Here is a 12,966-nt window from a genome sequence, read left to right on the forward strand (position 1 = left end):
GTTACGCCGCATCCGGCAATAACCTTCACGGTTATTTCGCCATTGCCTTCTCGTTTTTTGCCCGCAGTTTTTTCGCCCGGCTCTCCAGCAGCAAATAGCACATCAACGCCAGCAGCAGCGGGATAAAATAATACAGTACGCGATACGCGAGCAGGGCGGCGATGATCGTGCCTTGCGAGGTATTTTCGCCCGCCAGCAGTGCCATGAATACCGCTTCCAGCACGCCGATACCCGCCGGAATATGTACGATAACCCCGGCGATACTGCTGACCAGTAGCACGCCCAGCACGAAGAAATAATGGATATCCTGGCCTAATAACAGCCAGATAATCGCTCCCATCACCATCCAGTTTGCTCCGGAGATGGCCATCTGCGCCAGCGCGAATTTCCACGATGGCAGCACCAGTTTTTGCCCTTTAATCGTGATATGCCGATGTTTAGCGAAGGCGCAACACCACAGATAAATGACAATAATCAGCAGCAGTACGATACCCAGAATGCGCAGTGTGGCCTCGTCGATATACCAGTGTGCGGGCAGTTGAACGACGCCGAAGGTAAAAATAAACCCGCCGAGCAGAATATAGCCCAGCCAGTTGGTGGTAATGCTGAGTGAGAAAATGCGCGTGATCGTGCTGCCCGGTAATCCGAGGCGGGAATAGAGTCGATAGCGCATGCCAATGCCGCCCACCCAGGTGCTTAACGTCAGGTTGAAGGCGTAGCAGATAAACGACACCAGCATCACCTGACGTTTTGCCAGCTTGTGTCCGCAATAATAGCGTCCGAGCAGGTCATAACAGCCGTACAGCAGATAGCTGACGATGACCAGACCAATGGCGCTGAGCAGGGCGAGGCGGTTGTAATCCCGGATAACCGACCAGACCTCTTCCCAGTTGACCTTGCTGGCATACACCACCAGCAGTACGATCACCGCGATAAAAAACAGCCAGGTGAGGATCTTTTTTGCTAACCGCCAGCGGGGAGATGCTTTCGCCATCAGGGTTCCCCTCCTGCATCTTCAGCCTGAATGCGGTCCTGCGTTTCCAGAGTCGGCTGCGCGGGAGGCGCGACTTCGGTAAGGTGCGGCGTGTGCGCCGGTAGCCAGCCGACCAGCGCCGGAAAGTGGCGTAAAAAGTGGAACGCCAGCACGCTCTTGGTCAGGTTCCACCAGGTGCGTCTGGGCAGCATCGATTCATCTACCTGCTGGCAATCCTCGGTAATAATGGGATGCAGATTGTCCCGCAGGACCTGGTTAAATGCGCGATCATGGATAATGATGTTGGCCTCCAGATTCAGCGACAGGCTGAGCGGGTCGAGGTTGCTGGAGCCCACCGTCGCCCAGTGATCGTCCATTAGCGCGACTTTGCCGTGCAGGGGTCTGCGACGGTATTCATACACCTGGACGCCGCCTTTCACCAGATAGTTGTACAGCAGGCGAGCGCCGACTTTCACAATCGGCATATCCGGTTCACCCTGCACTATCAGTTTGACCCGCACGCCGCGTCGCGCCGCTTTGCGCAGCGCATGCAGCAGGCGATAGCCGGGAAAGAAATAGGCGTTGGCAATGATCACTTCGCGTTTGGCCTGGGTGAGCATTTTCAAATAATGGCGTTCAATATCATCACGATGTTCTTCGTTATCGCGCCAGACAAACAGCGCCTGCGCCTCGCCGGGCTGGCGATTTTCGATTGCCCGATGATGACGTCGCCACCAGCGGCGCACGGCGCTTTGCCCCGGCAGGTTTTCCAGCACGAAGGTCAGGATGTCTGCCACGATGGGACCTTCAATTCGCACGGCGTAGTCCTGCTTGGCCTCTGGGCCGTAATCGGACATATGCTCGGCGGAATAGTTAATCCCGCCGACGAAAGCGACACGGTCGTCAATCACCACAATTTTGCGGTGCATGCGGCGAAAAAGGTTGGTCCGCATGCCGAACAACCGCGGGCGTGGGTCGTAATAGCGGAAAACCACGCCCGCGGTGGTGAGTTCGCTGACAAACTCCTCGCTGAGATCCGGTGACCCGTAGCCGTCGAGCAGCACTTCGGCTTTAACACCACGCTGTGCCGCACTGAGCAGTGCCGCATGCAATTGTTTCCCGACAGCATCTTCAAACCAGATAAAAGTCTCAAGGATGATTTTTTGCTGCGCCTGTTCAATGGCCTTAAACACGGCAGGGTAGTACTGGTCGCCGTTTTCCAGCAGCTGAATTTGATTGCCTTCACGCCAGCCATATTTCATAAATGAATCTCCGCGCTCAGGGGGGCATGGTCGGACAAATGTCGCCAGTGACGTAGCGCCAGCGCCGTCGGAATACTGGCATTGGCGTTTTTCACATAGATCCTGTCGAGGCGCAGCAGCGGCAAACGTACCGGAAAGGTACGCGCCGGGCGTCCGTGGGCGCGGGTAAAAATCTCGTCAAGACCGGCCTGCGTTTTCAAAGGATGATTGGCCTTTTGCCGCCAGTCGTTGAAATCCCCGGCCACCACCACGGGTTCCGTTTCAGGCAGGGCATTGACCCAATCCGCCAGCATGGTCAATTGCGCCTGGCGGTGGGCTTCACGCAAACCAAGATGTACACACATCACATGGATGGGGTGAGGGAGCATCGGCGGCACGATGCGGCAGTAAAGCACACCGCGCTTTTCACTGCTGCCGACGGATACATCACGATTCTCATAATGTTCAATGGGATAGCGCGACAGCACCGCGTTACCGTGATGCCCCTGCGGATACACGGCATTGCGTCCGTAGGCGAAGTCGCTCCACATGGTATCTGCGAGAAATTCATAGTGCGTGGTATCTGGCCAGTTCTCCACGTGCAGAGGGTGAACCTCGTGCGCACCCATCACTTCCTGCAGGCACACAATGTCCGCACCGACCGTTCTGACGGCATCGCGTAGCTCAGGCAAAATAAATCGCTTATTAAAGGCGGTAAAACCTTTGTGAGTATTAATTGTGAGCACATTGAATGAAAATCGAACTGTTTGTCCGCTCATGATTCTCCTGTCGGCGTCATTTTTCCTTTAAATAGTGTAGTCGGCGTCACAAAAGGATGCGGTGTTACGGAATTTTCCGTAAAGTCCGGTACTCTGAACAATTAGTTAAAGATCCTTCAGGAGAAAAGCCATGAGGTGGCAACAACGTGTTCGTGTCGCAACAGGTCTTAGTTGCTGGCAGATTGTGTTGCATTTACTGGTAGTGGCATTGCTGGTAATGGGCTGGATGAGCGGCACGCTGGTGCGCGTCGGCCTGGGATTATGCGTCGTTTATGGCGTCACGGTTTTATTAATGCTGGCGCTGCAGCGTCATCATGAACAGCGCTGGCGTGATGTCGCCGACGTACTGGAAGAGCTGACCACCACGTGGTATTTCGGTGCGGCGATGATCGTACTGTGGCTGCTGTCCCGCGTGCTGCAAAACAACGTCTTACTGGCGTTAGCGGGACTGGCGATCCTTGCCGGACCCGCAGTGATTTCGCTGCTGGCGAAAGACAAAAAACTACATCACTTTGCGTCTAAACATCGCATACGCCGCTGATCCGGTCGTGGCCGCTATCACCAACAGTGGCCACAAACTTCCCCAGACAATCTTCAGGCTCGCATCCTTCAGGTAAATCTGTTTCGTGATGTCCGTAAAGTGACGGATTGGGTTTATCCACGTCAGATTCTGCAGCCAGACCGGCATGTTTTCGACCGGAGAAACGTACCCTGACAGTAAAATTGCCGGCATCATAAAGACGAACACGCCGATAAACGCCTGCTGCTGGGTTGAACACAGCGATGAAATCAGCAGACCAAAGCCCACCAACGACAACCCGTAAATCACCATCGTGAAGTAAAACAAGCCCAGCGAACCGGCAAACGGAATGTGATAGGCCCAGATGCCAATAGCCAGCACGATAGTAGCCTGAAAGGTAGCCACGATCAGCGCAGGCACCGCTTTGCCAATGAAAATTTGCCAGGTGGTGAGCGGAGAGACCAGCAGCTGATCCAGCGTGCCCTGCTCACGTTCACGGGCTACCGACAGCGAGGTGACGATCATCACACCGATGGTGGTGATCATGGCGATCAGCGACGGAACGACAAACCATTTGTAATCCAGATTCGGGTTATACCAGTTACGCACCATCAGTTCGCTGTTGTTCGGCTTCGCTTTGCCGTCCATCAACTCCTGCTGGTATTCCTTAACGATCTGTTGCAGATAATTCGCTGCGATCTGCGCGCTGTTTGAGTTGCGCCCGTCAAGGATCAGCTGCATAGGTGCTTGTTGGAAGGTATCCAGATTACGCGAAAAGTCGGCCGGGAAGCGCACCAGCAAAAGGGCTTTTTGCGTGTCGATGGTCGGTTGGATCTCCTGCGGGCTTTTCAGCAGCAGGATATGGGTAAAGGCGCTGGCGCGGGCAAAGCGCTGTGTTAATTCCACTGAATGCTTGCCGTTGTCTTCGTTATAGATGGCGATAGTGGCGTTGGTCACTTCTAACGTGGCTGCAAACGGAAACAGGATCACCTGAATCAGCACCGGTAAAATCAGGATCGCCCGCGTCTGCGGCTCGCGTAACAGCGACTGCAGCTCTTTGCGAATTAATGTCCATAAACGATGAAACATGGCTGTCCCCTCAATCCAGCCGACGTTTGGTTTTAAGCCACGTCAGACCAATAAACATCACCGCCGAAGCGATTAAAAACAGCACGTTGATGATCAACACTACCGGAATATTTCCCGCCAGAAACAGGCTTTGCAGGGTGCTGACGAAATAACGTGCGGGAATGATATACGTCACCGCGCGAATAATGGCGGGCATGCTGTCTATCTGGAAGATAAAGCCCGACAGCATAATAGATGGCAGGAAAGCGGCGTTGAGCGCCACCTGCGCGGCGTTAAACTGGTTGCGGGTGATGGTGGAGATCAGCAATCCCATGCCAAGCGTACTGAGCAGAAACAGGCTGGTGATAAAAAACAGGATCAGCAGAGAACCGCGATAGGGCACGCCAAGAATAAACACCGACACCAGCATACACAGCAGCATCGCCAGCATGCCGAGAAAATAATAGGGGATCAGTTTACACAGCAGCAATTCGACGCGGGTGACTTCGGTCGACAGCAGCGCTTCCATGGTACCGCGCTCCCATTCACGTGCGACCACTAATGAGGTCAGGATCGCGCCGATGACCGTCATAATAATGGTCACCGCTCCTGGAATAATAAAATGCTGGCTGATCGCCGCCGGGTTGAACCAGTAGCGGGTCTGCACGTCGATCAGCGGTTCGAACGATTCGCCGCGGTCTTCTGCCCGCTGCTTTTGCCAAATCTGCCAGATGCCTTCCACATAGCCTTGCACAAAGTTGGCGGTGTTCGGTTCGCTGCCATCGGTGATCACCTGAATGGGCGCAATATCGTTTGGCCGCGCCATCTGCTGGGCAAAATCCACCGGGATCACCACCAGTCCGCGAATACGCCCGGCCTGCATTTTCTCAACTAACTCCTGGCGGTTGTCGCTGATGGTGGCGTCAATATACGGCGAGCCGGTCATGGTATGGGTAAAATCCAGCGCCTCTTCGCTCTGTTGCTCGAGCAAAATCCCCACCCGCAGCTTGCTGGAATCGAGGTTAATCCCGTAGCCGAAGATAAACAGCAACAGTAATGGGATCACCACGGCAATCAGCCAGCTACTGGGATCGCGCACGATCTGCCGCGTTTCTTTAATGCACAGCGCGCGCACGCGTCGCCATGAAAGCGCGTGATTACTCATGTGCGTGCTCCTTATCCCAGTCATTGATAAGCGTGATAAACGCCTGCTCCATAGTCGGGTCCGGCGTGTCGTTATCGGCCGCCTGCGCTTTCAGGTCGTCCGGCGTGCCGCTGGCGATTAGCTTACCGCGGTACACCAGCCCGATACGGTCGCAATATTCCGCCTCGTCCATAAAGTGGGTCGTGACCATTACCGTCACACCTTTTTCTACCATGCTGTTGATATGCAGCCAGAACTCGCGACGGGTGAGGGGATCAACCCCGGAGGTCGGTTCATCGAGGAACAGGATGTCGGGTTCATGCATCAGCGAACAGGCCAGCGCCAGACGCTGCTTAAAGCCTAGCGGCAGTTCGTCGGTGGCATGAGAGGCTATGCTCTTCAGGCCGAACGCCTCGCTCATACGATCGATTTTTTCTTTCTGTGCGCGTCCGCGCAGGCCGTAGACGCCGGAGAAAAAGCGCAGATTCTGCTCCACCGTCAGGTTACCGTACAGGGAGAATTTCTGCGCCATATAACCCAGATGCTGGCGTGCTTTTCCGGAACTGACCTTCAGGTCCATGTCCAGCACCAGCGCTTTACCTGAGGTGGGAACCAGCAGGCCGCACATCATTTTAAACGTGGTCGATTTACCCGCCCCGTTGGGGCCTAACAGGCCAAAAATCTCACCGCGTTGGACGGCAAAGTCCACATGGTCGGTGGCGGCAAAATCACCGAATTTTTTGGTCAGCGCTTTGGCTTCAATCACCGTTTCACCGGCGGTACCTTCTACGGTGTGCAGGATAGCGCCCAGCGGCGATTCAGAGGTTCCCGCGCCGCCGAGTAAATCGATAAACGCATCTTCAAAGCGCGGGGCTGTACTGGTGATGGTGATTTCCGGCATGCCTTCAGCTTTGCGAATATCGTCCGCCGTGGCCGCTTTTTTCAGAATCAGGCGCACGGATTTCCCCTGAATCATGCCGTCGCTGACCTGCGGTAACTTGAGCGCGCGTTGTAGCAGTTTGCGGTTATTTTCCTGCGGGCTGCTCATTAAAAAACTGCGTCCGGCCATGGTTTGCGTCAGCTGAGTCGGATCGCCTTGATAGAGCAATTCACCTTCGTTCATCAGCAGCACATCGCGGCACTGCTCGGCCTCGTCCAGATACGAGGTGCTCCAGAGGATCAACATGCCATCCCCGGCCAGTTCATGCACCATTTGCCACAATTCGCGGCGGGATATTGGGTCTACGCCCACGCCGGGCTCATCCAGCAGCAGCACTTTGGGTTCGCCGACCAGCGTACAGGCAAGGCCCAGTTTCTGCTTCATGCCGCCGGAGAGTTTCCCCGCCAGACGTCCGGTAAACGGCCCCAGCGAGGTAAACTCCAGCAGACGGGCAAAGGTTTTCTCCCGCGCTTCACCGGTAACGCTGCGTAAATCGGCATAGAGATTGAGGTTCTCCATGACGGTCAAATCTTCATACAGGCCGAATTTCTGTGGCATATAGCCCAGCACCGCATGCAGGGCGCTGTCGTTGATGATGGGGTCAAAGCCAATCACCGTCGCGCTGCCGCCATCCGGCTTCAACAGGCCCGCCAGCATCCGCATCAGCGTGGTTTTCCCTGCGCCGTCGGGACCTACCAGACCGGTGACATAACCTGCGTGAATCGTGCAGTCGAGCGGGGCGACCGCCGGTTTTTCCATCCCGGCAAAGCGCTTAACCAGCCCGTTGAGGGTAATGACTGCGTCATTCATGCCGCGCCTCGTCACCGAACTTCACCGTCACCGGCATTCCCTGACGCAGCGCATCGTCGGCATCGGTCACGACAATACGCAGGCGGTAGACCAGGTCGGTACGCAGGTCCGGGGTCTCTACCGTTTTCGGTGTAAACTCTGCTGTTGGCGACACAAAGCCGATTTTGCCGTGGTACGGTTTATCCGGGCGGCCATCGGTATAAAGCAGAATTTCACGTCCTGGCTGCGCCTGGCTCAGATTGCGTTCGTCCACATAGGCGCGGACCCACACCGGCCGGGTAAGCGACAGCGTCAGCACCGTGCCGCCCGCGTTCAGCATACTGCCGGGCTCGACCGCACGGGTAAGCAGTGTGCCGTCAGACGGGGAGGTCAGCGTGGTGTCATGCAAATCGAGTTCAGCCTGCGCCAGCTGCGCCTGAGCCTGTTCGAGCGTCGCTTTCGCCTGGGCGATATCCTGCGGACGATTACCGCTGCGGTATTGACTGAGTTTATCCTGCGCGGATTTCAGCGTTGCCAGCGCCTGGTCGCGTGAAGAACGGGCGTTTTCCAGATCGTTGGCTGAGATAGTGCGGCTTTTCCATAATCCGAGCTGGCGATTATAAAAGTTCTGCGCGTAGTCATACGCTGCCTGGGCCTGCTTCACGGCCGCCGCGGTTTGTGCGATTTCTTCTTCCCGATACCCGGCCAGCATCAGGTCGTACTGCGCCTGCGCGGCGGCAACGTTAGCCTTCGCCTGCATCAGCGCGTTTTCGTAGGGGGCGTGGTCCAGTTCGCCCAGTACCTGACCGGCAGTAATCGCATCACCTTCGTCAACCGCCAGCGAGGCCAGCCTGCCGCCTACGCGAAAACTTAAATTGACGCTGCGGATATCGACGTTGCCGTACAGGGTCAGGCCGTTATCTTGTTGGCTTTGATACCACCACGTTCCACCAGCAATCACGGCAACGAGGGCCGCGATAACCAGCCCGAGAACGACAGGTTTTTTCATAACTCCAGACTCCTTTGCGTTAAACCTTGCAGAATAAGATCGATGTGACAGGTGATCGTATGTTCAATTAGCGCGGTTTTATCCGCATCAAATTGTGACCAACCCGTGCGCAACAGAATAGTTTCTTTACCCAAACGGAAGGCCAGCACTTCACCCAATATGGCGTGGGTATGCAGGATCATTTGGGTGTCATTGGCATCGCGACCCGTATAAGCGGCAATTAAGCGGGTCAGGTGGCTATGCAGCGGGTTGATCACCTGGTCATGCACCAACTGATAGGCTGCAGTGGGGGAGAGCTGTTCGCGCGAAATAAATTTGCTCAGGTTAACCGTGTCATCCTGGGTTAACAGCATGATCATGTTTTTGCAGGCACGCAGGATCAGTTCGCGCATGGCGGCCCGATCCGGCTCGGGTTGGGTAAACAGACGCTCGGCTTCTTCAGCATGAGGGCGAAACTGTGAACCGATAAAATCCGCGATCCACTGGGCGCAGGCGAGATATAAATCCTCTTTTGAACCAAAATAGTAGGTAATTGCGGCGATGTTTTGTCCAGCCTGAGCGGCAATATCGCGCGTAGTGGCATGCAGTCCGTACTCACCAAATTGTGCGAGCGCGGCGGCAATCAGCTGGTTCTTTGCCTGTTCACCTTTAATTGTCATGGTGGATGTATTCATGGCATGCCTAAATTATTAATCAATCGATTGATTAAGATTATGACTGATTTCTGCACTTGTCTAGTCTGGTGGTTTATTTTGTTTTTCGCGGCTGGCGGGATAATTTATGCGGTACATCACAAAAACTGCTACACTCCGCCCCTTCATGACATTGTGGTTTTTGTCATCTCTTTTGCGAGTATCGTCCTGAAAACGACACCGGTAACGGTCAGGGCGGTTCGGAGTAGTTATGTCTTTTGATTCCCTTGGTTTAGATCCTGAAATCTTGCGCGCCGTTGCCGAGCAGGGTTACCGTGAACCTACCCCTATTCAGCAGCAGGCAATCCCCGCCGTGCTGGAAGGCCGTGATCTGATGGCCAGCGCCCAGACCGGCACGGGGAAAACGGCAGGTTTTACCCTGCCGCTGTTACAACACCTCATTACCCATCAGCCGCATGGCAAAAGCCGTCGTCCGGTGCGTGCGCTGATCCTGACGCCAACCCGCGAGCTGGCAGCACAAATTGGTGAAAACGTCCGCGATTACAGCAAGTATCTGAACGTTCGCTCGCTGGTGGTTTTCGGCGGCGTGAGCATTAACCCGCAGATGATGAAACTGCGCAGTGGCGTAGATGTGCTGGTGGCAACGCCGGGCCGTTTGCTCGATCTGGAACATCAAAACGCGGTGAAACTGGATCAGGTTGAGATCCTGGTACTGGATGAAGCGGACCGTATGCTGGATATGGGCTTTATCCATGATATTCGTCGTGTACTGGCTAAACTGCCCGCTAAACGTCAAAACCTGCTGTTCTCCGCAACGTTTTCTGACGACATTAAGTCGCTGGCAGAAAAACTGCTGCATAACCCGCTGGAAATTGAAGTTGCGCGTCGTAATACCGCGTCTGAGCAGGTCAGCCAGCTCGTTCACTTTGTGGATAAAAAACGTAAACGTGAATTGCTGTCACAGATGATTGGCCAGGGTAACTGGCAGCAGGTGCTGGTCTTTACCCGTACCAAACATGGTGCCAACCACTTGGCAGAACAGCTGAATAAAGACGGTATTCGCAGCGCGGCGATCCACGGTAATAAATCGCAGGGTGCGCGTACGCGTGCGCTGGCCGATTTTAAATCCGGCGATATTCGCGTGCTGGTGGCGACCGACATCGCGGCTCGCGGGCTCGACATTGAAGAGCTGCCGCACGTGGTGAACTATGAGCTGCCAAACGTCCCGGAAGACTATGTTCACCGCATCGGACGTACCGGTCGTGCTGCGGCTACCGGTGAAGCGCTGTCTCTGGTGTGTGTTGATGAGCACAAGCTGCTGCATGACATCGAAAAACTGCTGAAAAAAGAGATCCCGCGTATTGCGGTTGATGGCTATGCGCCGGACCCGTCGATTAAAGCCGAGCCAATCCAGAACGGACGCCAGCAGCGTGGCGGCGGCGGTGGTCGTGGGCAAGGTGGAGCAGGCCGTGGTCAGCAGCCGCGTCGCCAGGACGGTGGTGCGCCAAAAGCGAAACCACGTAACAGTGAAGGCAAACCGGCAGGCGACAAACCGCGTCCACCGCGTCGTCCTCGCAGACCGTCTTCTGCACAGTAATTGCGAGCCCGGCCGAATAGCCGGGCTTTTTTTTTGCGACGCGTATCAGAAAGTGCCACAATAGTGGCTGTTTATACAGTATTTCAGGTTTTCTCATGGCATTAACCGCAGCGTTGAAAGCGCAAATTGCCGCCTGGTATAAGGCGCTTCAGGAACAGATCCCCGACTTTATCCCCCGTGCACCGCAGCGGCAGATGATTGCTGATGTCGCGAAAACGCTGGCTGGGGAAGACGGGCGACATCTGGCTATCGAAGCGCCGACCGGCGTCGGGAAAACGCTGTCCTATTTAATTCCGGGGATTGCCATTGCCCGTGAAGAACAAAAAACGCTGGTGGTCAGTACCGCCAACGTCGCGTTGCAGGATCAGATCTATAGTAAAGACCTGCCGCTGCTGCGCAAAATTATCCCTGATCTGCGATTTACCGCCGCGTTTGGGCGAGGGCGCTATGTCTGCCCGCGTAATTTAGCGGCCTTGGCCAGTACCGAACCCAATCAGCAGGATTTGCTGGCGTTTCTCGACGATGATCTGACGCCCAACAACCAGGAAGAACAAAAACGTTGCGCCAGGCTCAAAGGCGACCTCGACACTTACAAATGGGATGGGTTGCGCGATCACACCGATATCGCCATTGATGACGGGCTCTGGCAGCGTCTGAGCACTGATAAAGCCAGCTGTCTGAACCGTAACTGTCATTACTACCGTGAATGCCCATTTTTTGTTGCCCGCCGTGAGATCCAGGAAGCCGAAGTGGTGGTGGCAAACCACGCGTTAGTTATGGCGGCCATGGAGAGCGAAGCGGTGTTACCGGAACCGAAAAATTTGCTGCTGGTGCTTGATGAAGGCCACCATCTGCCGGACGTCGCGCGCGATGCGCTGGAAATGAGCGCCGAGATTACCGCGCCCTGGTATCGGCTGCAGCTGGATTTATTCAGCAAACTCGTGGCGACCTGCCTGGAGCAGTTTCGCCCGAAAACCACGCCGCCGCTGGCTAATCCAGAGCGCCTGAACGCCCACTGTGAAGAGCTGTATGAGCTGATCGCCTCACTAAACAACATCCTCAATCTGTACCTGCCCGCCACGCAGGAAGCCGAACACCGCTTTGCAATGGGCGAGCTGCCTGCGGAAGTGATGGAGATTTGTCAGCGTCTGGCGAAGCTCACCGAGATGCTACGCGGTCTGGCGGAACTGTTCCTCAACGATCTCAGCGAAAAAACCGGCAGCCACGATATCGTTCGTCTGCATCGGGTTATTTTGCAGATGAACCGGGCGCTGGGTATGTTTGAAGCGCAAAGTAAACTGTGGCGGCTGGCTTCACTGGCGCAGTCATCAGGCGCGCCGGTGACCAAATGGGTGACGCGTGACGTGCGTGACGGACAGATGCATGTCTGGTTTCACTGCGTGGGGATCCGCGTCAGCGATCAGCTTGAACGCCTGCTGTGGCGCAGCGTGCCGCATATTATCGTCACCTCTGCCACCTTACGCTCGCTCAACAGTTTCTCGCGCCTGCAGGAGATGAGCGGCCTGAAAGAAAAAGCAGGGGACCGTTTTGTTGCGCTGGACTCGCCGTTTAATCATGTCGAGCAAGGCAAAATTGTCATTCCGCAGATGCGTTACGAACCGTTGATGGAGAACGAAGAGCAGCATATTGCCGAAATGGCGGCTTATTTCCGCGAACAGGTGGAAAGTAAAAAACATCAGGGCATGCTGGTGCTCTTTGCCAGCGGTCGGGCAATGCAGCGTTTTCTTGAGCACGTAACCGATCTGCGTCTGCTGTTGCTGGTGCAGGGCGATCAGCCGCGCTACCGACTGGTGGAACTGCACCGCAAGCGGGTGCAAAACGGTGAGCGTAGCGTGCTGGTTGGGCTGCAGTCTTTTGCCGAAGGCCTCGATTTGAAAGGCGACCTGTTGACTCAGGTTCATATTCACAAAATTGCGTTTCCGCCCATCGACAGCCCGGTGGTGGTGACTGAGGGCGAATGGCTGAAAAGCCTGAATCGCTATCCCTTTGAGGTGCAGAGTTTACCTGCGGCATCGTTCAATTTGATTCAGCAGGTTGGGCGACTCATTCGTAGTCACGGTTGCTGGGGCGAAGTGGTGATTTACGATAAGCGTTTATTGACCAAAAACTATGGTCAGCGTTTACTGAATGCGTTACCCATATTTCCGATAGAGCAACCTGGTGTGCCAGACGTTATAGTAAAACCAAAAGAAAAAGCGAAACCCACACGCCGCCGTCGGCGTTAACGATGTG

11 protein-coding genes are annotated in these 12,966 nt (G+C 55.2%); 3 read left to right on the forward strand and 8 right to left on the reverse strand.

Translation table 11 applies throughout. The annotated features are described in order from the left end of the window. Positions 1 to 31: 31 nt before the first annotated feature. Genes FDX01_RS19725 through FDX01_RS19735 form a run of 3 tightly spaced genes read right to left on the reverse strand, consistent with a single transcriptional unit; the run spans position 32 to position 2,993 of the window. A complete protein-coding gene (locus FDX01_RS19725; RefSeq protein ID WP_096757773.1) occupies positions 32 to 994 on the reverse strand; it encodes a YbhN family protein in 963 nt (320 codons plus the stop codon). Further along, the gene (gene clsB, locus FDX01_RS19730; protein WP_137400329.1) at positions 994 to 2,235 is read right to left on the reverse strand and encodes a cardiolipin synthase ClsB; all 1,242 of its coding nucleotides are present in this window, start codon (positions 2,233 to 2,235) and stop codon (positions 994 to 996) included. Before clsB ends, FDX01_RS19725 begins: the two co-directional genes overlap by 1 nt. Beyond that, positions 2,232 to 2,993 (reverse strand): endonuclease/exonuclease/phosphatase family protein, encoded by a 762-nt coding sequence (locus FDX01_RS19735; RefSeq protein ID WP_115259000.1) that lies wholly within the window; start codon positions 2,991 to 2,993, stop codon positions 2,232 to 2,234. Before FDX01_RS19735 ends, clsB begins: the two co-directional genes overlap by 4 nt. 130 nt (positions 2,994 to 3,123) lie before the next feature. Here FDX01_RS19735 and FDX01_RS19740 point away from each other — a divergent pair, with 130 nt between their 5' ends. Continuing rightward, positions 3,124 to 3,534, forward strand: coding sequence for a YbhQ family protein (locus FDX01_RS19740; RefSeq protein WP_115258999.1), 411 nt, complete (start codon positions 3,124 to 3,126; stop codon positions 3,532 to 3,534). Here the strand turns inward: FDX01_RS19740 and FDX01_RS19745 are convergent. From FDX01_RS19745 to cecR, 5 genes are read right to left on the reverse strand one after another with little or no spacing between them, the layout of a single operon-like run. Continuing rightward, positions 3,496 to 4,602: an ABC transporter permease gene (locus FDX01_RS19745; RefSeq protein WP_137400330.1), complete on the reverse strand. Its 1,107-nt coding sequence runs from the start codon at positions 4,600 to 4,602 to the stop codon at positions 3,496 to 3,498. The genes FDX01_RS19740 and FDX01_RS19745 overlap by 39 nt on opposite strands. A 10-nt stretch (positions 4,603 to 4,612) precedes the next feature. Further along, a complete protein-coding gene (locus FDX01_RS19750; RefSeq protein WP_115258998.1) occupies positions 4,613 to 5,746 on the reverse strand; it encodes an ABC transporter permease in 1,134 nt (377 codons plus the stop codon). Next, positions 5,739 to 7,475: an ATP-binding cassette domain-containing protein gene (locus FDX01_RS19755; RefSeq protein WP_117341670.1), complete on the reverse strand. Its 1,737-nt coding sequence runs from the start codon at positions 7,473 to 7,475 to the stop codon at positions 5,739 to 5,741. Before FDX01_RS19755 ends, FDX01_RS19750 begins: the two co-directional genes overlap by 8 nt. Next, complete coding sequence (hlyD, locus tag FDX01_RS19760; protein WP_096757766.1) at positions 7,468 to 8,463, reverse strand: secretion protein HlyD; 996 nt, start codon at positions 8,461 to 8,463, stop codon at positions 7,468 to 7,470. The genes FDX01_RS19755 and hlyD overlap by 8 nt, the downstream gene beginning before the upstream one ends. Next, the gene (cecR, locus tag FDX01_RS19765; protein ID WP_137400331.1) at positions 8,460 to 9,137 is read right to left on the reverse strand and encodes a transcriptional regulator CecR; all 678 of its coding nucleotides are present in this window, start codon (positions 9,135 to 9,137) and stop codon (positions 8,460 to 8,462) included. Before cecR ends, hlyD begins: the two co-directional genes overlap by 4 nt. 229 nt (positions 9,138 to 9,366) lie before the next feature. Here cecR and rhlE point away from each other — a divergent pair, with 229 nt between their 5' ends. Together rhlE and dinG are read left to right on the forward strand one after the other, a co-directional pair. Further along, positions 9,367 to 10,713: an ATP-dependent RNA helicase RhlE gene (gene rhlE / locus FDX01_RS19770; RefSeq protein ID WP_096757764.1), complete on the forward strand. Its 1,347-nt coding sequence runs from the start codon at positions 9,367 to 9,369 to the stop codon at positions 10,711 to 10,713. Positions 10,714 to 10,808: 95 nt separating this feature from the next. Continuing rightward, complete coding sequence (gene dinG / locus FDX01_RS19775) at positions 10,809 to 12,959, forward strand: ATP-dependent DNA helicase DinG (RefSeq protein WP_096757763.1); 2,151 nt, start codon at positions 10,809 to 10,811, stop codon at positions 12,957 to 12,959. Positions 12,960 to 12,966: the final 7 nt, after the last annotated feature.

The sequence above is a fragment of the Citrobacter sp. wls613 genome (assembly GCF_005281195.1).
Classification (GTDB): Bacteria; Pseudomonadota; Gammaproteobacteria; order Enterobacterales; family Enterobacteriaceae; genus Citrobacter; species Citrobacter gillenii.